This window comes from Bradyrhizobium sp. ORS 111, assembly GCF_045571485.1.
Lineage (GTDB): Bacteria > Pseudomonadota > Alphaproteobacteria > Rhizobiales > Xanthobacteraceae > Bradyrhizobium.
Genome location: NZ_CP120701.1, coordinates 625495 through 646801, shown reverse-complemented (window position 1 = coordinate 646801; position 21307 = coordinate 625495). Strand labels below are relative to the sequence as shown.

Sequence of the window (21307 nt, the reverse complement as noted above, 5' to 3'; positions counted from 1 at the left end):
GGACCGGTCACGGGCGAGTTGCGTAAGTCCCCAACCAAAATCAAATCGAGGAAAATGCCTTTATGATAACCAAGAAACTGTCGCTGCTTGCGGCCGCTACGGCGCTGTGCCTGCTCTCGACCCAGGCCGCTTTCGCACAAAAGAAATACGACACCGGCGCCTCCGACACCGAGATCAAGATCGGCAATGTCGAGGCTTATAGCGGTCCGGCTTCCGCCTACGGCATCATCGGCAAGACCGAGGAAGCCTATTTCAAGATGATCAACGATCAGGGCGGCATCAACGGCCGCAAGATCAACTGGATCTCCTATGACGACGGCTACTCGCCGCCGAAGACGGTGGAGCAGATCCGCAAGCTGATCGAAAGCGACGAGGTGTTCCTGGTGTTCAATGCACTGGGCACGCCAACCCAGACCGCGGTGCAGAAGTATCATAACGCCAAGAAGGTGCCGCAACTCTTCCTCGCCACGGGCGCCAGCAAGTGGAACGATCCGAAGGAATTCCCGTGGACCATGGGCTTCCAGCCGAGCTATCGCGTCGAAGCGCGGATCTTCGGGAAGTACATCCTCCAGGCCAAGCCGGACGCCAAGATCGCGATCTTCTATGCCAATGACGATTTCGGCAAGGACTACCTGGCCGGCCTCAAGGAGGTTCTCGGCAAGTCGTCCGCCAAGATCGTCGCCGAGGAAAGCTACGAGACCACCGAACCGTCGATCGATTCCCACATCGTCAAGCTGAAGGAGACCGGCGCCGACGTGTTCGTCAACATCTCGACGCCGAAATTCGCCGCGCAGGCGATCAAGAAGATCGCCGAGTTGCAGTGGAAGCCGATGCAGGTGATGACCGACGTGTCGATCTCGATCGGCGCGGTGATGAAGCCCGCCGGCCTCGAGGCATCCGAAGGCGTGCTGTCGGCCGGCTATCTGAAGGATGCCTCCGACCCGCAATGGAAGGATGATGCGGGCATGAAGAAGTTCATGGCCTTCATCGAGAAGTACATGCCGGGCGCCAACATCTCCGATGCCAACCTGGTCTATGGCTACGCCGCGGCGCAGACCATGGTGCAGGTGCTGAAGCAGTGCGGCGACAATCTCACACGGGAGAACGTGATGAAGCAGGCCGCGAGCCTGAAGGACTTCACGCCCGACACGCTGATCCCCGGCATCAGGGTCAACACCAGCGCCACCGACTTCGCCCCGATCGAGCAGCTCAAGATGATGCGGTTCAAGAACGGGCAGTGGGAGCTGTTCGGCGACATCATCAGCGCGGAGACCGGCGGCTAGGGGCCATTCGGTCAACGACCAAACGTCGGAGTGTCGCGAAGCCGCCTATCCGGGCGGCTTCGTTCTTGTCGAGCTCCCCGTAATGCCGCGGCTTGAGGCTAGGCCGCCATGGCCACGCAGCGACGCTCTCTCACCGTCACCCTGAGAGGCTGTGAATCTTTGCAGCCCGTCGTTGCGAGGAGCTCGCGACAAAATTGCAAAGCAATTTTGCGCTGAAGCGACGAAGCAATCCATTCGTCCGCATACGCAGCACGATGGATTGCTTCGCGGAGAGCCTGTCATCCGGCGCGCATTCGCACGACCCGTTGGCTCGCAATGACGAACATAGACCCGTCACCTTGAGGAGGCCGCGTAGCGGCCGTCTCGAAGGGTCGACGGCCCGGCTCTCTCCCGGTCGACGCATCGGGGCCGTCCATCCTACGAGACGGCGCTGCGCCTCCTCAGGATGACGGGACTCTGACCTGTCCTTGTGATCCGCTGTTGGAGTTCCCAACTAAGAACACAGAGAAAGTCAAGACCAACGGTCAAAGCCGATGGATTCGAACGTTCAGTATCTACCACTGACGCCGGGATTCTTCTCGATCCTGGTGTTGGTGGCCGTGGCGCTGGTGATCCTGATCCAGCTTCGCATCCTCAGATATGCCTATATGCGTCTCGGCGTCGGTCCGGGGGTCGCATTGTTGCTGCTGTTCGGTTCGTTGATCGGCAGCTATTTCAACATTCCGATCACGGTGCTGCCCGGACCGCCGGTGCGATCGGGCGAGATCGTCGACTTCTTCGGCATGCGCTATGTCGTGCCCTATGTGATGTCACCCAGCACGATCCTCGCCGTGAATGTCGGCGGCGCGGTGATTCCCACCGTGATGTCCACCTATCTCGTGCTTCGCTATCAGCTCTGGCTCAGGGCAGCGATCGCCGTAGCGGTCATTGCGTTCATCGTGCATGTCAGCGCGACGCCGGTGCAGGGAATCGGGATCGCCGTGCCCGTGTTCGTTCCCGTCATCGCGACTGCAATCCTCGCCTTGCTGCTGTCACGCGAATACGCCGCGCCGCTCGCCTATATTGGCGGCTCGATGGGAACGCTACTCGGCGCCGACCTCCTGAACCTCGGCAAGATCGGCAGCCTCGGCGCGCCGATCGCCTCGATCGGCGGGGCCGGCACGTTCGACGGCATTTTTCTGACCGGTATCTTGGCCGTGCTGCTCGCCGGGATCGTCGCACCGACGAGCCCGCGGCCGGCCTAAAGCGTGATGAGATACGATTAAGCCGGAGCGGGGTGGTGCTTCACCTCTCATCGCGCTTTAAAGCATGATGGGACTAGCTCGATCTGAAACAGCGGCGGAGGTCACCTCTCCCTTGGGAGAGGTCGATTTGCGCAGCAAATCGGGTGAGGGGTTACGGTCTATCGAGAGCGCAAGGGCCCTCACCCGGATTGCATCTGACGATGCAATCCGACCTCTCCCCGACGGGGAGAGGTCGACCGAAGCCGCCGCGAGTCGATTCAACCCAAACTCATCCCGCTCCAGCCTCGCGCCATCCACCGTCGCTGGGCTCGATCCTTTATCCCGGCATGAAGATCGCAAACGGCTCATCGATCGTCCGCCGCAGATGCTCGCGATAGACGTCGTAATTCGGATCGCCGGCCGAGACCCGGCCGACGCTTGGATTGGGCACGTTGTTCGCCGGCAGGAACGCGATCGGCGCCGCAATCGGCGTCAGCAGCGAACCGCGGCCAGCAAGCAATGTCGTGATGATGCCGTACATCTCGCCGGTGATGCGCGGACGGGACACCGTGATCAGGCGATGCTGGCCGTGCCGGTTGGTGACGAGATAGATGAAGCCCGACTGGTTCGGGACGGCGACCTCGCCGAACTGCGCGTAGGTGGCATCGAGGCGCTCGCCCTCGCGGAAGGTCAGCGATGACACCGCGGCGTCCCAGGCGATCTCGGTGCGATAGGCATAGACGGCGTCCTTCTCGCCGAAGGACGGGCGCACCGTGACGTAGACGCCCTCGATCCAGGTGACCGCGCGGCGCGCATAGGCTCCCAGCGCATCCGGCGCGATCTCGCCATTCGCTTCGACGATGGGGGCTGGAGCACTGGCCGCCGGCAGCTTGCGCAGGGAGACGCCGAGCGCCTGCTCCAGCCGCACGGTGGTCGCGAGCGTGAACGGGCGGCGGCCGCCGAGCACCTTTTCCAGGGTGGAGAGGCTGAGCTTTGCCTCTTCGGCCAGCGTCTGCCGCGATATGCGGCGGCGCGCGATTTCTTCCCGAATGGTCTCCGCCACTTGCCGGCTTTGCTCGGCAGAAAGCTGCTTGTCCGGCGTCGACATCGAATTCCCTTCGATTCCCTGATCGATTGTCCCAGTCTAGCAGACCGGACAAGCCATCACAAAACCGCACAAACCCGTCGCGACCGCCGGCTGACCGCGCCGGGCCGCGGCCAATCATTGCCGATCATTCTGCTCGCGCCAAAGCGGCGGCTCTCCATGATTGCGAGGCAGCGAACACCTCGCTCGGGAGTGATGAAAATGACGATTTGCGATGTAAGTCAGAGCAGCCGGCGGATGCGGCTGTCGCGCCGGATGCGCATCCTGCTGTTCTTCCTGGTCGAAGGCGTCGCCGCGCTGGTGATCGGCTTTGCGGCGCTGTTCCTGAGCTTCGATCCGGTGTGGTCGGCGGAACAGCCGCAGCAGGCCGTGTTGCGGCCGGCCGATGCACGCTCCGGCTCGCTGCTGCTCAAGACCGACGACGGCTATGCCGAGGCAATGCGGCTCGGCGTCGATGTCGATCTCACGGTGTCGGGCCCGACGGTGCGCGCCCGCGTCACCCAGCTCTTCCGCAACCCGACGCAGCACTGGATGGAGGCGACCTATGTCTATCCGCTGCCGGCCGGCAGCGCCGTAGACACGCTGAAGATGGTGGTCGGCAACCACGTCGTGGTCGGCGACATCAAGGAGCGGCAGCAAGCCCGCGCCATCTACGAGCAGGCCAAGCAGAACGGTCAGAAAGCCGCGCTCACCGAACAGGAACGGCCGAACATCTTCACCAACTCGGTCGCCAATATCGGCCCCGGCGAGACCGTGCTGGTGCAGATCGAATATCAGCAGCCGGTACAGCAGAACGGCAACGAGTTCTCGCTGCGGGTGCCGATGGTGGTCGGCCCGCGCTACAATCCGCAGCCGGTGGTGCAGAGCGTCGACCTGCGCGCGGGTGGCCATGGCTGGGGCACCACTGCGACCGATCCCGTCCCGGATCGCGACCGCATCTCGCCGCCGGTGCTCGATCCCGCCGAGAGTGCCCCGATCAATCCGACCAACATCACGGTGCATTTGCAGGCAGGCTTTCCGCTCGGCGAGGTGAGAAGCGCTTTTCACAAGGTCAACATCGAGAGCCCCGACAGCGCCACGCGCATCATCAAGCTGGCCGAAGGCCCGGTGCCCGCGGATCGTGACTTCGAGCTGACCTGGAAGCCGGCCGCCGAAACGGCGCCGTCGGTCGGACTGTTCCGCGAGCATGTCGGCAATTCGGACTACCTGCTCGCCTTCGTCACCCCGCCTTCGGTCGAGCAGGCGAGCGAGAAGCCGCTGCCGCGCGAGGTGATCTTCGTGATCGACAATTCCGGCTCGATGGGCGGCACTTCGATCATCCAGGCCAAGGCGAGCCTCACTTACGCGCTCGGCCGCTTGCAGCCGACCGATCGCTTCAACGTGATCCGCTTCGACGACACCATGGATGTGCTGTTTCCGACGCCTGTTGCGGCAACGAGCGGCAACGTCGCCAACGCGACGTCGTTTGTCAGCGCGTTGCAGGCCCGCGGCGGCACGGAGATGCTGCCGGCGATGCGCGCGGCGCTATCCGACACCAACCATGACGATGCCGGCTACGTCCGCCAGGTCGTGTTCCTGACCGACGGCGCCGTCGGCAACGAGCAGCAATTGTTCGAGACCATCAGCGCGCTGCGCGGCCGCTCGCGGGTGTTCATGGTCGGGATCGGCTCGGCGCCCAACACCTATCTGATGACGCGCGCCGCCGAGCTCGGCCGCGGCACCTTCACCCATATCGGGTCGGTCGAGCAGGTCGAGGAGCGCATGCGCAGCCTGTTCGCCAAGCTGGAGAACCCGGCAATCACGAACCTCTCCGCAAAATTCTCCGAGGCGACCGCCGATCTGACGCCCTCGGCGATCCCGGACGTCTATCGCGACGAGCCGCTGGTCCTTGCCGCCAAGCTCGACAGGCTCGCCGGCTCGGTCGAGATCAAGGGCCGCATCGGCGACCGTCCCTGGAGCGTCACGCTGCCGCTCGCGAATGCCGCCGAAGGCAAGAGCCTCTCGAAACTGTGGGCGCGCCGCAAGATCGCGGATGCCGAGGTCGCGCGCACCACGCGCCAAGTGAGTCCCGAGGACGCCGACAAGACGATCCTGGCGCTCGCGCTGGAGCATCAACTCGTGACAAGGCTCACCAGCCTCGTCGCCGTCGACAAGACACCGAGCCGTCCCGAGGATGAGCCGCTGAAGCTCGCCGACCTGCCGCTCAACCTGCCCGCCGGCTGGGACTTCGCCAAGGTGTTCGGCGAGCGTCCGCACGCTCCGCTCGCCCCGACCGAACGCCGCGCCGACGCAAGCGATGGCAAGGTGCAGGTTGCGGCGCTGAAGCGGCCGATGCCGGTGGTCACTGCTGCCCCCACGGTCCAGCTCCCGAAGACTGCAACCGATGCCGAGCTGAAAATGATCGCGGGCGTGATCCTGCTCATGGTCAGCCTGTTCATGCTGGTGTTCAACCGGCGTCAGATGTCGCCCAACTGACGTCGGATGAAAGGAGGAGGCGCCCCCGACCTCCTCCTTCAAGAGCGCGCGCGGCCTTCACCCGTCCCCAAGGGCCGCGCGCGCAGTCATTCTCTCCAGCCGTCATTGCGAGCGAAGCAATGACGAGGAGCTTCACGGATGCCCCGCTTCATCCCTTCCCTCGTCTTCGCGCTCATCGGCCTGATCCTGTTCGGCCAGGGCGCCTACATCCATGCCAAGGCGCTGCTCGCGCAGGTGCTGCTGGAGCGCGCATTCGAAACAACCATCGCCACCGGACATCCCGTGAAGCCGTGGAGTTGGGCCGATACCTGGCCGGTCGCCCGGATCGAGGTGAAGCGCCTCCACGCCTCCGCGATCGCGCTGGCCGGCAGCAGCGGCCAGGCGCTGGCCTTCGGTCCTGGCCACCTCGAGCAGACGGTCGATGCCGGCGAGCGCGGCGTCGCGGTCTACTCCGCGCATCGCGACACCCATTTTCGCTTCCTGAAGGATGTCGCTATTGGCGACGAGATCGATGTCACGCGAAGCGACGGCAGGACATTCCGCTATCGGGCCGATCGCAGCGCCGTCGTCCGCTTCGATCAATCCGGGATCGATCCCCTGACGGATCAGCATGAGCTGGTGCTGTCGACCTGCTGGCCGTTCGACGCGCTGACATCCGGCCCGGACCGCTATCTGCTGCATGCCACCCTGATCGAACCGGGTTCCTGATCCAGTCCATGAATTTTGCGCCAGCCGGGATATCGCGATGCGATGCCCTGATGTGCGCCGGCGTGAGTTGTCACGCCCCTCTTTCCTGCGCCATAAAAACAATGACAATCGGGACCAACGGCGATCGACCGTCGGCCAGAGGAAACAAAGACAACAAAGACAAGGATAAGGGCAGGCTCCATGGAAGCTCTCGCAAGCACCGCGTCTCATCCCTCCTCCAAATGGACGCCGCCCTTTGATGCCAGCGACATCGTCAAGAGCATTCACGCGATGCTGCACCCGCGCAACATCGTGCTGGTCGGCGCCACCGACAAGCCCGGCAACTACGCCGAGCGGATCTGGAACAACCTGATCAAGTACAAGTATGCGGGCGGCTTGTTCCCGATGAACGCCAAGCGCGAAACGATCTGGGGCGTCACCTGCTACAAGGACTTTGCCAGCCTGCCCGAAAAGCCCGACCACGTGCTGGTGCTGGTGCCGGCGCGCTTTGCCGTGCAGGTGATCCGCGACGCGGCCGCCGCCGGCGCGCGATCGGCGACCATCGTCACATCAGGCTTCAGCGAATTGCAGGACGAGGAGAGCCAGCGGCTTGCGGTCGAGCTGAAGCAGGCGATCAAGGAGACCGGGCTTGCGGTCACCGGCCCGAATTGCCTCGGCAACTTAAGCGCCGGCGAGAATTTGTTCACCAATATCGACGACCGCATCGTCACCATGGCGCAGGGCCCGGTCGCCGTCGCCGGTCAGTCCGGCGCGATCGTGATGGCGATCCGCCAGGCGCTGGAGGATCGCGGCGTCGGCGTCGGCTACATGGTCACGACGGGCAACGAATCCGGGCTGGAGACGCCCGACCTGATGGCCTATTTCGCCGCCGATCCGAGCATCCGCGTCATCGTGGTGTATCTCGAAGGCGTCCGGAATACGAAGGTGTTCCGCGACGCCTGCAAGGCGGCGCGCGCGGCGGGCAAGCCGGTGATCGCGCTCAAGCTCGGCGCGTCCGAAGGCGGCCGGGCCGCCGCGATGGCGCATACCGGGGCGCTCGCCGGATCGATCGAGACCTTCGATGCGATCTCGACCCGCGAAGGCGTGATCCGCGTGCGCGGGCTGGACGAGTTGATCGAGACCACGGAATGCTTCGTGCATGCCGATCCACCGAAGGGCAATCGCCTTGCCGCGGTGTCCCTGTCGGGCGGCAAGCGCGGCCTCTTGATCGACGCCTTCTATTCCGCCGGCCTAAATTTTGCGGCCCTGAGCCCGCACGCGTCGGAACAGCTCGCCAGGATGCTCGGCCCCGGCAGCATTGTCGGCAACCCGCTGGATGCCGGCTTCGCCGCGGTGGTCGATCCGTCCGTCTACATGAAGTCGATCAAGATCATGATCGATGATCCCGACACCGATATCGTCATCATCGATGCCGAGCTGCCGAAGGCGCCGCACGAATTGCGCGAGCGCAATTTGCGCATTGTCAATGAGATGGCGGGCCAGGCCAACAAGCCTGTGATCTATATCAGCGCGATGTCGATCGGCTTCACCGACTTCACCAAGGGGCTGCGCAAGAGCCTGCCCAATATCGCGGTGCTGCAGGGCCTCGACCGCGCCGTCGGCGCCATCAAGTCGCTGATCGACTATGCCGGCCTGCGCAAGGAGGTGCCCGACATCGTGTCGAGCTCGAAGCCTGCGGCGCGTGCTCTGCTGGAGAAGACGCTGAAGGCCGCCGACGGCGCCGCCGCGCTCGACGAGGTCGCCTCGAAGAAGCTGCTCAAGGCCTACGGCATTCCGATCTCCAGGGAAGAGGTCGCGCAGACCGCGGCGGAGGCCGCAAAGATCGCCAAGACGATCGGCTTTCCGGTGGTCGCAAAGGTGGTCAGCCCGGACATCCTGCATAAGTCAGACGTCGGCGGCGTGGTGCTCAACCTCAACAGCGCAGCCGAGGTGAAGCAGGCCTTCAACGACATCACGGCGCGGGTCAAGAAGCTCAAGGGCAAGCCGAAGCTTGAAGGCGTCCTGATCGCGCAGCAGGTCAAGGCCGACCTCGAGCTCGTGGTTGGCGCCTCGCTCGATGCCGAAATGGGGCCCGTGGTGCTGTTCGGGACCGGCGGCGTCGATATCGAGCTGATGAAGGACGTCGCGCTCGCCGGCGCACCGCTCGATGCGGCCGAAGCCAAAGAGCTGATCGCGAAGACCAAGGCCGGTATCAAGCTGAGGGGCTATCGCGGCAAGCCGGCGCTGCACGAAGCGTCGGCGGTGAAGGCACTGGTCGGCCTCTCCAATCTGATGGCGGATGCCGATGGCCGGATCGCCTCGATCGACGTCAACCCCTTCCTGATCAATGCCAAGCTCGGCGTCGCCGTCGACGGCCTGATCGTGCTGAACAACGCCGCGGCGAAGAAGGCGGCGGTGGCTCACAAGTAGCAAAAGCACGCGCACTCCATCACCGTCACCTTGAGGAGGCCGCAGAGCGGCTGTCTCGAAGGGGATAGATCGTAGGGTGGGCAAAGGCGCTCTTGCGCCGTGCCCACCATCCTTGCACGGCTCGTGATGGTGGGCACGCTTCGCTTTGCCCACCCTACGACTCACAAGTAGCAAAAGCACGCGCACTCTATCACCGTCACCCTGAGAGGCTGTGAATCTAATTGAAGGTTGGCAGCTTTAGCGGAGAGGGACTGCGGCGGGCAGAGGCTAGCGGTGATTGTTTGATTAGGCGGCGGCCTGCAGCAGGCGGTGTCCGGCCAGGATGTTGTTGGTGAGGGCGAACCAGCGCAGCACCGTTTGGACCTTTTCGAGGCCGCGGACCATAAACCGCTGCAGGCCCCAGTTGCGGAAGCGGGCGTTGATGCACTCTGCCTGGACGCGACGCCTGTAGACTGACTTGCCGTGCGGGCTTCTCATGCGGACGCGCCAGGCGGCGACACCCGGTCCATCCCTGTCGCTCGGCTGATAGGGATCGCGCCGATGCTTGCTGCGTGAAGGTGGCCCGTAGATTTTGATCCCGCGGCCAGCCGCCCACTCGGTATCGTCATTCTTGTTGAAGCCGCCATCGACCAGATGGCGCTTCGGCCATCGGCCATAGCGGCGGTTGATCTTGTCCAGCATCGGCCGGGCCAGGCCGCGGTCGGAACCGACCGTTGTGACGTCGGTGACGAGCACGATCTGACCACCGGCGGCAGTGGAGAGCTGGCAATTGTAGGCGGGACGGAAGCCACCATCGGCCATCTTCATGACGCGAGCATCGGGATCAGTGGTGGAGGCGCGCGGTTCCTTCTGCTTCTCGACCTGCTTCTTGTTGGTCGTGCTGCGCCGTTCGCGCTCGGCCTCGATCTCGGCCAGCTTCTTCAGCGCCGAGGCCACACGCGCCTCGCGTTCACGTGCGGCCCGTTCCTCGGCCGCAACGATCCGCCGGTTGCTGGCTTGCGGATCGTCAGTGGCTTCTTCCTTCAACTGGCGGATCAGCCGTTGCGCCTTGCGCAGCTCTTTGTGAAGCTTCTTGCGGCGACGGAACGATTTGGTCCCAGCCGACGCACGCACCCGGACCCCGTCCTGTGCCACCTCATCCAGGTCGATGACCCCGGCCACCGACAGGCTGGCGACAGTGTCGCTCAACAGCCGATCCAGAAGCTCCGGATGCGCCGTGCGGAAGTCGGCCAAGCCGTGATAGTTGACGCTGACCCCGCCGCACAGCCACCGATAGACGTCGTGGCTCTCACATAACCGCGCCAGCGCCCGCGCGCTGCCAACGCCCTCGCTCGTCGCATAAAGCCATAGCGCCAGCAAAAGCCGCGGGCTCGCCGGCGCCTGTCCCGGCGTGTGGGTGCGGGCTCTGATCGCCTCTTCAAGCTCCTGCAGATCAAGTTTCTCAACGTAGGCCCAGATCACCCGCACCGGGTGGTCGGCAGCCACCAATGCCTCTAGATCGACCGCCCGAAGTTCGATCTGATCGCGCACCGGCTCTCGCATCCGCGGCTCGCCCGCATCGTTCGCACGTGCTCGTGTCTGCTGCGGAAGATCCGAAAAGAGTTCATCGCCGGACATCGTTGCACCTCTCCAGTGTCCACAATCAGGAATCACTGCAAGCGTGCAAACTCAATCAAAATCTGCACAAAGATTCACAGGCTCTGAGGAGGCCGCAACGCGGCCGTCTCGAAGGGCGACGGCCCAGCCGGTGGCCGTGCATCCTTCGAGACGCGCGTACCGCGCTCCTCAGGATGACGGAATCTGGAGTGTCAGAGGGCTCGGCCTGCGATGCGCGCTAGAAGCTCGCCCCCCATTGCCGCGCGGTCTGCAGCACCCAGTCGCGATAGATCGTCAGCGGCGTGACGCCGGTGATGCCACCGCAGCCGGCCGCGCCGTTCGGCCCGGTCGACCAGCTCACCACGCCGACGATCGCGGGCCCGCTCTGCTTGTCCTCGAACACCGGCGCGCCGGAATCGCCGGTGCAGGCGCCGAGCCCGTCGCGCATGCCCTGCCCGACCGGATCGACCAGGCGGATCTGCAGCGTGCCGGGCTTGCCGCTCGCGATCAGCCCGGCGACACGGATGGTGCCGCCGCTCTTGCCGTCGCCGCGCACGGTGACGCCGACGCCGGCGATGGTGAAGCGGCCGCCGACCTGGATCGGGATGTTGGGCATGCCGAGCGCGGCCGGGGCCTTGCCGGCCACCGGCGCCGCGAGCTGCAGCAATGCGACGTCGGCGGTCGCGACATGATTGAGCATCGCCTGCATCCGAAATCCCGGATGGATCGCGACGGTCTTGACATCCTGCAGTTTCGGCTGCCGGTCCGGGCCATACTCGACGATCTTGTAATCGGCGCCGGGCTGCACGCAATGCGCCGCGGTGAGCACGACCTTCGGCGCGATCAAGGCACCGGTGCAGAAATTGCCCCGCGAGCCGACGATGGTGAGGACGGCGCGTGCGACGCCGTCAGTCGACGGTGCGCCGCCCCCGACGATCGCGAACGCGGGAGCGGACACAAGCGACACCATGGCCGCGAGAATCAAGCGACGGACTTTCATGCCGCAGCAATAGCCTGAGCCGTCCTCGTCGCCAAGCCGGGTCGGGCTGGTCCCGATCCCCGATCCGTGTTAGCCGCTGCCCAAGCCATGCAACATTGGGCAGGAAAGCGATGATTGAAGCAGTGATCTGGGATTTCGGCGGCGTCTTGACCACCTCGCCGTTCGAGGCGTTCGCGCGCTACGAGACCGAGCGCGGGTTGCCGATCGACATCATCCGCCGCACCAACGCCGCCAATCACCTCGAGAACGCCTGGGCCAAGTTCGAGCGTGCCGAGATCGATGTCGAGACCTTTGACAAACTGTTTGCCGTGGAATCGAAGGCACTCGGCGCCGAGGTGCGGGGCAGAGACGTGTTGCCGCTGCTCTCCGGCGACCTGCGTCCCGAAATGGTCGAAGCGTTGAAGCGCATCAAGGCGAAGTTCAAGACCGGATGCATCACCAACAATCTGCCGTCGAACGCGATCGGCAGCCACAGCGGGCGCACGCTCTATGTCGCCGAGGTGATGGCGCTGTTCGACCACGTGATCGAGTCCGCGAAGATCGGCCTGCGCAAGCCCGATCCGCGCATCTACCGGATGATGGTGGAGACGTTGCAGGTGAACCCGAAGAACTGCGTCTATCTCGACGACCTCGGCGTCAACCTGAAGCCGGCGCGGGAGATGGGCATGACGACGATCAAGGTGGTGAATGCGCCGCAGGCGATCGGCGAGCTCGAGGCCGCGACCGGCCTCACGCTGAGGTAAGGCACACATTCACCGCGCATTCAGACGCTCGCTCCCAATTGTCGGCCCTTCCTGGTCTGGCACGACCGTTCGGACCAGGCTCAAGACCGTATTGCGCTCAGTGGAATACGCCGGAACCATGCGCCAACGCGGCACCGTTGCGGGCCAGACGAGCCTTGTGCTTTGCCCGTAACGGGAGCAGAACAGCTCCGAGTTCAAGGCAAATCCGGAGCTGATCCTCGTGGCTGACACCAGGCCCACCGCCTCGATCGAGGCCGTGGAAAGCGGCCTCGCCGCGCAAGGCTATATTGCAAGCCGGCAGATCGCGACCGCCGTCTATCTGTCCCAGCAGATCGAGAAGCCGATCCTGGTCGAGGGTCCCGCCGGCGTCGGCAAGACCGAGCTGGCCAAGGCGATCGCCGCCTGGCGCGGCATGAAGATGATCCGCCTGCAATGCTATGAGGGGCTCGACGAGGCCAAGGCGCTGTACGAGTGGAAGTACGCCAAGCAACTGCTCTACACCCAGATCCTGAAGGACAAGCTCGGCGAAGTGCTCGGCGGCGCGCAGACGCTGCACGCAGCGCTCGACCAGCTCCACACCTTCGGCGACGTGTTCTTCTCCAAGGAGTTCGTCGAGCCGCGCCCGTTGTTGCAGGCGCTGGAGCAGCCCGCCGGCTGCGTGCTCCTGATCGACGAGATCGACAAGTCCGACGCGGAGTTCGAATCGCTGCTCTTGGAAATCCTCTCGGACTTCCAGGTCACCATCCCCGAGCTCGGCACGGTGTCGGCGGTCGCGCCGCCGACCGTGATCCTGACCTCGAACAGCGAGCGCGATCTCGGCGACGCCTTGAAGCGGCGCTGCCTGCATCTGCATATCGGCTTCCCCGAGCAGAAGCTGGAGGAGCGCATCGTCGAGAGCCGCGTGCCCGGCATCTCGCAGACGCTGCGCAAGCAGATGATCGGCTTCATCCATGAGATCCGCAGCCTCGACCTGAAGAAGCTGCCCTCGGTCAGCGAGGCGATCGACTGGGCGCGCGTGCTGGTGCTGCTGGAGGCGAACGAGCTCAATCATGAGATTGTCAAGGACACCCTCAACGTGCTCCTGAAATACGAGGCCGACATAGAGGCCGCGACGCCCCAGATCTCGACCTTCATCGCCAAGGCGTCGCGGCAAGGCGTGTTCAGCTAGGCAAGATGCGCTTCGTTCGAACCATAGCCGCGAACGAGCTCCGCCCCCTCTCCCGCTTGCGGGGGAGGGCCGGGGTGGGGGTCTCACCGCGAGTCCTACCGTGGAGAGAGCCCCCACCCGCATCGCATCATTCGATGCGATGCGACCTCCCCCGCAAGCGGGAGAGGTGCAGCGAGCCTGCCGTCCGATCGATTCAGATTTAGCAAGATGCGCGAGAACCTGCATCGCTTCTTTCGTGCGGCGCGAGGAGCCGGGGTCCGGGTCTCGCCTGCCGAAAGCATCGATGCGATGCGCGCGGTGGCCAAGGTCGGCTTTGCCGACCGCGCGGTCCTGCGCGACACCTTCCTGCTGACGCTCGCCAAGACCCAGGACGAGAAGCGCGCGCTTGGCGACTGCTTCGACCTGTTCTTCAGCCAGCCCGAACCGCAGCGGGACGCCTCTGAGCAACAGAAGTCCGACGACGCGGACACGTCCGGCGCAAATCGGTCGGCCGACGCCCATGGCGACATCAGCGGCGGCGGCGCAGAGAACGAGAATATCGGGCCGCTGGCGCAGATGCTGCTGTCGCAGGACCGCAGCGCGATCTCGACCGCCGTTGCCAACGCCTCCGGCGCGGCATCGCTGCCCGACATCCGCTATTTCACCCAGCGCGGCATCTTCCAGACCCGCATCCTCGATGCGATGGGCATCCAGCGCCTGCGCGACGACATCGACGAACTGACCGCGAGCAATCCCGCGCTCGCCGAGCGGTTGCAGGACGCGCTCAACGGCCTGCGCGGCACCGTGCGCGACGCCGTCTCGCAGGCGCTCCTGCTCTACGGCCGCGAGGAGGCGGAGAACCTGCGCAACGAGATCCTGCGCAACGCGCCGCTGGCGCGGATCGAGCCGCGTCAGGTCGAGCAGATGCGCGCGCTGATCCGCCAGATCGCGCGCCGCCTGCGCGAGCGCTATTCGAAGCCGCGCAAGCGCCAGCGCCGCGGCCATCTCGACGTCCGCCGCACGCTGCGGCGGAACGCGGCCTGGGGCGGCGTCCCCTTCCTCACCGCCTGGAAACGCAAGCACCGCGATCGGCCGAAGATCGTGGCGCTGTGCGACGTCTCCGGCTCGGTGGCGCGGGTTTCAGACTTCTTTCTGCTGTTGATCCATAGCCTGCACGAGGTCGTCGACGACGTCCGCTCGTTCGCTTTCTCCGGCCACCTGATCGAGGTCAGCCGCATTCTCGAAACTAAGTCGCCGGAAGAGGCGATGAAGGAGATCATGGCCAAGGTCGGCTTCGGCTCGTCCGACTACGGCAACTCATTCGCCGATTTCGAGGACGAATGGATGAGCACGGTGACACCACAAACGACCGTGATCGTGCTCGGCGACGCCCGCAGCAACAATCTCGATCCGCGCGCCGACATCCTGCGCCGCATCGGCGAACGCTCCAAGCGGCTGGTGTGGCTCAATCCCGAGGGCCGCATGACCTGGGGCTTCGGGGATTCGGAGATGCCACGCTATGCCACGTTCTGTAGCGTGGTGCGCCAATGCTCCACCGCCAAGCAGCTCGAACGCGCCGTTTCCGACATCGTTGCGACATATCAGTAGGCCTGCGGTCGTCCAAAGCGCGATGAGTTTGAATCGACTCGCGGCAGCTTCGGCCTACCTCTCCGGTCGGGGAGAGGTCGGATGGCATCGTCAGATGCAATCCGGGTGATGGGCCTTGCGCTCTCGATAGACCGTAACCCCTCACCCGATTTGCTGCGCAAATCGACCTCTCCCAAGGGAGAGGTGAAGCACTGCCGATCCAGCTCAACCTAATCTCATCTCGCTCTAGACCGAGCGCCGACTAGGTGACGGAGCTTTGGGATTCAGCAGAGCAACGTTCCGCCCGTGTAGCACGGCGATCTTCAATTAAGGATTGAACCCCGATCATATCCTGACTTACATAGGCGCGAGACTTCACGGCGACCGCAGGGGCTACGGATGCCGAAGGATGTTGTGATTTGTTGCGACGGCACCGGCAACGAGATCGGCGCCAATATTTCCAATGTGCTGAAGCTGTTTCGCGTCACCGAGAAGAGCGACCGACAGCGGATCTACTATCATCCCGGTCTCGGCACGATCGGCCTGCAGAGCACCTGGGGCCGCTTCAAGCAGCAGGTGCGCGGCGTGCTCGGGCTTGCCACCGGCGCCGGCCTCGATGAGGATACGCTCGGTGCCTACGTCTTTTTGTGCAGGACCTGGGAGCCGGGCGACCGGGTCTGGCTGTTCGGCTTCAGCCGCGGCGCCTACACGGTGCGGGTGCTGGCCGCCTTCGTCCATGTGATGGGACTGCTGCCGGTCGATCAGCTCGGTCTCGCCGGCTACGCGTTCAGCTCCTACAAGAAGGCGAGCTCGGACAGCCAGAAATCCGATGGCACCTTCGACCCGGAGCCCTTGAAGGAGGCCTGGCATTTCAGCCAGATCGCCGGCGGACGCACCATCGACATCGAATTCGTCGGGGTCTGGGACACGGTGGCCTCGATCATCGTGCCGCGGCAGGACAACTTCCTGTTCGACCTGCAGACCCTGCTGTTCACCCGGACCAATTCGAGCGTCAAGCGGTTTCGCCAGGCGATCTCAATCGACGAGCAGCGGCGCATGTTCCGCCTCAACCGCTGGATCGAGCCGCAGAAATACCGCGCGAATCCATTCGATCCGGCAACCGAAGTGGACCAGGACATCCATCAGGTCTGGTTCGCCGGCGTCCACTCCGACATCGGCGGCGGCTATCCGGAAGATCAGAGCGGACCGTCGAAGTTTCCGCTGATATGGATGCTGGAGCAGGCCAAAGCTGCCGGGCTCGTCATGGATCAAGCACTGATCGATCATCTCGCGTGGGGGCTGCCTCTGCCGCCGCACACGCACGAATACGTGGCGCCGAGCGCGACGGCGCCGTTGCACAACTCTCTGACGGCGGCCTGGGAGATCCTTGAGTGGATCCCGAAACGCGACAAGTGGAAGGAATGGCCGGAACGAAGATCCTTCCTTGGCTTCTACTTGCCGCGCGGCGAGCCGCGGCCGATTCCGGAAGGGGCGACCATCCATGCTTCGGTGCTGGAGCGCATGGAGAAGGATGCGACCTATCGGCCGACCAACCTGCCGAAGACCTACCAGGTCGAACCATTGACGCCGCCGCCCGCGTCACCCGCTCCGATCGCCTGACGGGCTGGAGCAAGATGGGCTAGGATGAAATCAGCTCGACCGCAAAGGCGGTTCACCTCTCCCCGACGGGGTAGGGCAATCGCATTTGGGAAAAAAACGCCCTGTGGCCATCCTTCGAGACGCCCGCCTTTGGCGGGCTCCTCAGGATGAAGTCTTGTTTTGCGGCACAATAGTAGACCCTCATGGTGAGGAGCGCCGCTTGCGGCGCGTCTCGAACCACGAGGCCGAGTACGTGCGCAGCCATCCAAGGCGGCATATGCGATTGCCCTGCCCGACGGGGAGAGGTGAATCTCCGTTGCCGCTCTAGTTCAATCGCATCTCATCACGCTTTAGGCGTCGATCGCGTCCTTGATGCGCTTGCGGCTGAGCGGCAGGTCACGCAGCCGCTTACCCGTCGCATGGGCAATCGCGTTGGCAAGCGACGCGGCCGTCGGCCCCTGCCCGGTCTCGCCGCTGCCGAGGAACGGCTGGCCGGGGCGGTTGATGATGTGGACGTCGATGCGGTCAGGGACCGCACTGAAGCGCAGGATCGGATAGGTCTGCCAGTCGATACTGGTGATCCTGCTCGCGTCGAAGCTGACGCTTTCATACAGCGTCCAGCTCGCCGACTGCACGATCGCGCCTTCGATCTGATTGGTGAGCCCGTCCGGATTGACCACCTGCCCGGCATCGACGGCAGCGACCGCACGCACCAGCCGTGCACGCCCGGTCTCGCGATCGACCTCCACCTCGGAGGCGATGGCGCAGTAGGCCGCGAGATTCTTGTAGCGCGCGAACGCAAAGCCGTAGCCGCGATTCGGCGCTGCCGTCTGGCCACTCTTCCAGCCGAACCCGTCGGCCGCCTTCTCGATCACCTCGCGGCCGCGCGGGTCGTCGAGATGCTTCAGGCGGAATTCGACCGGGTCCGCTCCGGCGAGACCGGCCATTTCATCCATGAAGCTCTCCAGCGAGAACACATTGTGATAGGCGCCGAGCGCGCGCAGCGCCGAGATCCGCAGCGGCATCGACGGGATAAAGTGATGGACCACATGCGCGTTCGGGAAGTTGTAGAGCGGGATCGCATTGCGATCGCCGCCGCCTTCCGGCAGCGGCAACGGCTTCGGCGCGGGCACCGCGAAGGCTCGCGCCATGTGCTGGGCCGCGAGCAGCGCGCCGGCGCCGCCGGGCCGCATCGAATGGGTGTTGCTCCACACCGCGAAATTCCAGTCGGCGATCTTGCCGCTCGCATCCAGCGAGGCGCTCAGCTTGGTCACCATCGCCGGACCATACGGCTCCCAGCCATGTTCCTGCTCGCGCATCCACTGCAGTCGCACCGGACGCCCGGGGATCGCCCGCGCGATCAGGGCGGCATCGGCCGCGGCATCGTCGGCGCCGTTGTGGCCGTAGCAGCCGGAGCCTTCGGTGTGGATCAAGCGAACGCTGTCCTGCGGCAGACCGAGCATCTCGGCGATCGCCTGCCGGTCGGGATAGACGCCCTGCGTGTGTGTCCACACCGTCATGGCGCCATCGACGAACTGCGCGACCGCGCAGGATGGCCCGATCGAGCCGTGCGACTGATAGGGCCGCGTGTAGGTGGCTTGAAGCGCCTTCGTGCCCGTGACCGAGGGATCGTGGCGCTGCAGGATCACGGAATCCTGCGACGGCAGCGCCGTCAGCACGCTCGCCATATCGTTCCGGTCCGGGAGCTTTGCCGTCTCCTGCCACTTCGCTGCGCCTGCCAACGCCTGCATCGCCTTGACTGCCAGAAATTCCTTCTCCGCCACCACGGCGAGGAAGCTGCCGTCGCGCACCACGCGCACCACGCCGGGCATCTTCTCGATTGCGGAGGTGTCGCATTCGGTCAGTTGGGCGCCGTAACTCGCCGGTCGCACCACGCGCGCATGCACCATGCCGGGAAGCCGCATGTCCTGCACATAGGCCGCGCCGCCGGTGACCTTGGCCGGAATATCGACCCGCGGCACCGGTTGGCCCATCACCTTGAAGCTCGCCGGATCCTTCAGACGCGACGCCGGCTCTGCCCGGACGTGCAGGATGTCAGCGGCAACAAGCTCGCCATAGCTCAGGCGCCGGCCGTCGGGCGCGACGACCGCCGCATTCTCCGTGCGCAACCCGTCAGCCGGAAGCCCGAAGCGCTTTGCGGCCTCTGCGACCAGCAGCGCGCGCGCCTGCGCGGCAGCGTTCAGGATCGCAGTGCCGCTGTCCTGCATCGAGTGACTGCCGGCGGTGTAGCCCTCGTTCGCCGTGAGCTTGGTGTCGGCGGTGATGACCGTCAACGCATAGAAGGGGATGTCGAGCTGCTCGGCCGCGATCTGCTGGAACGCGGTCTTGAAGCCCTGACCAAGCTCGGCCTTGCCGGTGAAAACAGTGATACGGCCGTCGGCATCAATGCGAATCCAGGAATCCAGATAGGGTGAGGTCGCGAGGCTGCCCGGCAGCTTCGGTCCTTCACCCGCTTTCTGCTCCTGCGCGATCGCGGGGCGGAGCGCAAAGCTGATGATCAGCGCGCCACCGCCGGCCAGCACGCTGCGACGATCGAGGACCACGGGCGCGCTCATCGCCGGCTCCTGTCGCTCGTGGCATCAGCCGTATCCATCAGGCTGATTGCGCGGTGCACGGCGCGCAGAATGCGCATATGGGTGCCGCAGCGGCAGAGATTCGGCTCCAGCTCGGCGCGGATCTGCGCATCCGACGGCTTCGGATTGCGCAGCAGCAGCGCCTGTGCACGCATCATCATCCCGGCGATGCAGTAGCCGCATTGTGCGGCCTGCTCTTCCATGAAGGCCCGCTGGATCGGCGCCGGCGCGGCGACGGTGCCGAGCCCTTCGAGCGTCGTCACCTGCTTGCCCTCGAGCAGAAGCAGCGGCGTGACGCAGGACAGCACCGCCTTGCCATCGACGATCACCGTGCAGGAGCCGCATTGCCCGAGGCCGCAGCCGAACTTGGCCGCGTTCAGCCCGAGATCGTCGCGCAGCACGTAAAGCAGCGGCGTATCCGGGTCGGCATCGACCTGGTGATCCGCGCCATTGACCTTCAACGTCATCATGGCTTGCCTCCCGGTTTGGGGTCGGCCGACGCGTCGCGTGGCGTGAGCGACGCGGTCTGGCTGGCGCGCGCATCGCGCACGGCCTTGTCGAGATCGTCCCACGCCGGCTGCTTGCCGAAGCGGGCGCGCAGATAGCTCAGCAGGGCGACCATCTGCGCGTCATCCATGTTGGCGGCAAAGCCCGGCATGATCGGGCTCGCTTCGCCCGCGACGGCCGGGACGCCCGACAACACGATGTTGATCAGGTTGCGCGGATCGGGGCTCGCGATTGCGGTCGAGAGCGCGAGATTGACGCCGCCAAAGGGCAGCGGCCGGCTGCCCTCATGGCATGAGGCGCAGGCCGCGGCATAGATCGCAGCACCTCCCGCATTCGCCTGCGTCGCGTCCGCCGATGACGATGGCGCCACCACATCGCCGGCAGGACGCGTACGATCCGGCGCCGGCGCGCCCGAGATGTCGGCCATATAGACGGCGATGGCGCGCACGTCGCTGTCGGCGACCGATGACAGATTGCTGACGACCTCGGCCATCGGTCCGCGCGCGGTGCCGTGGTCGGCGTGCCAGCCGCGGCGCAAATAGGCGTACAGCGCGTCGGCGTCCCAGCGCACCGGCGCATGCGACGCATCGTTCAGCGCATAAGCGTGCCAATTGTCGACCTCGCCGCCGGCGAACTGCGCATTGACGCGCTCGGCGCCGAGCGCGTTGCGCGGCGTGTGGCAGGCGCCGCAATGCGCGAGTCCTTCGACCAGGTAGGCGCCGCGGTTCCATTCCGCGCTCTTCGATGCATCAGGGCGAACCTCGGCGCTGCGAAGGTACAGCAGCTTCCATCCGGCAAGCAGCGGCCGATAGTTGAAAGGAAAGGACAGCTCGTTCTTCGGCGGCGAGGCACGAACCGGCTCCCGGGTCATCAGGAACGCGTAGAGCGCCCGATCGTCCGCATCGGAAACATGCGTGAAGTGGTCATAGGGGAAAGTCGGGTAGAGATGGTGGCCGTCGCGGCTGACGCCCGATCCCATCGCACGGACGAACGCCTCTTCCGACCACCCCCCGATGCCGGTCTCGGTGTCGGGCGTGATGTTGGACGAAAACACGGTTCCGAACGATGTGGGAACCGGAACGCCACCGGCATAATTCGCCGACCCGCGCACGGTATGGCAGGTGTTGCAGTTGCCGATCAGGGCAAGATCACGGCCGCGCTTGACGATTTCAGGATCGAACGTATCCGGGCGCGGCGGCGCAACGGCCGCGATCGAGGGCCGCCAGGCCACGGCAAAGCCTGCGGCCGCGACGACCAGCACGACAACAACGACGCCTGCGACGATCCGCGATTGACCGGCCATGCCTGAATCGAGTTTATGGTTGGCGCGT

The 21307-nt window shown here is 64.9% G+C and carries 15 protein-coding genes; 9 read left to right on the top strand and 6 right to left on the bottom strand.

Annotation, left to right across the window (positions count from 1 at the left end):
• Positions 1-62: 62 nt before the first annotated feature.
• Together P6U30_RS02980 and P6U30_RS02975 are read left to right on the top strand one after the other, a co-directional pair.
• A complete protein-coding gene (locus tag P6U30_RS02980) occupies positions 63-1283 on the top strand; it encodes an ABC transporter substrate-binding protein (protein ID WP_407168059.1) in 1221 nt (406 codons plus the stop codon).
• A 533-nt stretch (positions 1284-1816) separates the two neighbouring features.
• Positions 1817-2527 carry a DUF1614 domain-containing protein gene (locus P6U30_RS02975; protein ID WP_407168058.1) on the top strand — a complete coding sequence of 237 codons (711 nt, stop codon included), beginning with the start codon at positions 1817-1819 and terminating at the stop codon, positions 2525-2527.
• A 316-nt stretch (positions 2528-2843) separates the two neighbouring features.
• Here the strand turns inward: P6U30_RS02975 and P6U30_RS02970 are convergent, their stop codons facing one another.
• Positions 2844-3614 carry a multiprotein-bridging factor 1 family protein gene (locus P6U30_RS02970; RefSeq protein WP_407168057.1) on the bottom strand — a complete coding sequence of 257 codons (771 nt, stop codon included), beginning with the start codon at positions 3612-3614 and terminating at the stop codon, positions 2844-2846.
• A gap of 252 nt (positions 3615-3866) precedes the next feature.
• Between P6U30_RS02970 and P6U30_RS02965 the strand changes: the two genes are divergently transcribed.
• The 3 genes from P6U30_RS02965 to P6U30_RS02955 all read left to right on the top strand — a co-directional run bounded on the left by P6U30_RS02965 (position 3867) and on the right by P6U30_RS02955 (position 9203).
• Positions 3867-6086: a marine proteobacterial sortase target protein gene (locus tag P6U30_RS02965; RefSeq protein WP_407170668.1), complete on the top strand. Its 2220-nt coding sequence runs from the start codon at positions 3867-3869 to the stop codon at positions 6084-6086.
• A 138-nt stretch (positions 6087-6224) separates the two neighbouring features.
• Positions 6225-6794 carry a class GN sortase gene (locus P6U30_RS02960; protein WP_407168056.1) on the top strand — a complete coding sequence of 190 codons (570 nt, stop codon included), beginning with the start codon at positions 6225-6227 and terminating at the stop codon, positions 6792-6794.
• Between the two features lie 180 nt (positions 6795-6974).
• On the top strand, positions 6975-9203 hold the full coding sequence (locus P6U30_RS02955) for an acetate--CoA ligase family protein (protein ID WP_407168055.1): 2229 nt from the start codon (positions 6975-6977) through the stop codon (positions 9201-9203).
• Between the two features lie 285 nt (positions 9204-9488).
• On the opposite strand, the gene P6U30_RS02950 is transcribed toward P6U30_RS02955, so the two are convergent.
• Together P6U30_RS02950 and P6U30_RS02945 are read right to left on the bottom strand one after the other, a co-directional pair.
• Complete coding sequence (locus P6U30_RS02950) at positions 9489-10820, bottom strand: IS1182 family transposase (RefSeq protein ID WP_407165344.1); 1332 nt, start codon at positions 10818-10820, stop codon at positions 9489-9491.
• 217 nt (positions 10821-11037) lie between these two features.
• Entirely contained in the window at positions 11038-11799 is a 762-nt protein-coding gene (locus P6U30_RS02945; protein ID WP_407168054.1) for a S1 family peptidase, read from the bottom strand.
• Between the two features lie 110 nt (positions 11800-11909).
• On the opposite strand from P6U30_RS02945, the gene P6U30_RS02940 reads away from it, so the two are divergent.
• From P6U30_RS02940 to P6U30_RS02925, 4 genes are all read left to right on the top strand, one after another.
• A complete protein-coding gene (locus tag P6U30_RS02940) occupies positions 11910-12542 on the top strand; it encodes an HAD-IA family hydrolase (RefSeq protein ID WP_407168053.1) in 633 nt (210 codons plus the stop codon).
• 220 nt (positions 12543-12762) lie between these two features.
• The gene (locus tag P6U30_RS02935; protein ID WP_407168052.1) at positions 12763-13710 is read left to right on the top strand and encodes an AAA family ATPase; all 948 of its coding nucleotides are present in this window, start codon (positions 12763-12765) and stop codon (positions 13708-13710) included.
• A 207-nt stretch (positions 13711-13917) separates the two neighbouring features.
• A complete protein-coding gene (locus P6U30_RS02930) occupies positions 13918-15297 on the top strand; it encodes a vWA domain-containing protein (protein ID WP_407168051.1) in 1380 nt (459 codons plus the stop codon).
• A 378-nt stretch (positions 15298-15675) separates the two neighbouring features.
• Positions 15676-16896, top strand: coding sequence for a DUF2235 domain-containing protein (locus P6U30_RS02925; RefSeq protein WP_407168050.1), 1221 nt, complete (start codon positions 15676-15678; stop codon positions 16894-16896).
• Between the two features lie 329 nt (positions 16897-17225).
• On the opposite strand, the gene P6U30_RS02920 is transcribed toward P6U30_RS02925, so the two are convergent.
• From P6U30_RS02920 to P6U30_RS02910, 3 genes are read right to left on the bottom strand one after another with little or no spacing between them, the layout of a single operon-like run.
• The gene (locus P6U30_RS02920; protein WP_407168049.1) at positions 17226-19451 is read right to left on the bottom strand and encodes a molybdopterin cofactor-binding domain-containing protein; all 2226 of its coding nucleotides are present in this window, start codon (positions 19449-19451) and stop codon (positions 17226-17228) included.
• A complete protein-coding gene (locus P6U30_RS02915; RefSeq protein ID WP_407168048.1) occupies positions 19448-19939 on the bottom strand; it encodes a (2Fe-2S)-binding protein in 492 nt (163 codons plus the stop codon). The genes P6U30_RS02920 and P6U30_RS02915 overlap by 4 nt, the downstream gene beginning before the upstream one ends.
• A complete protein-coding gene (locus P6U30_RS02910) occupies positions 19936-21279 on the bottom strand; it encodes a c-type cytochrome (protein WP_407168047.1) in 1344 nt (447 codons plus the stop codon). Before P6U30_RS02910 ends, P6U30_RS02915 begins: the two co-directional genes overlap by 4 nt.
• Positions 21280-21307: the final 28 nt, after the last annotated feature.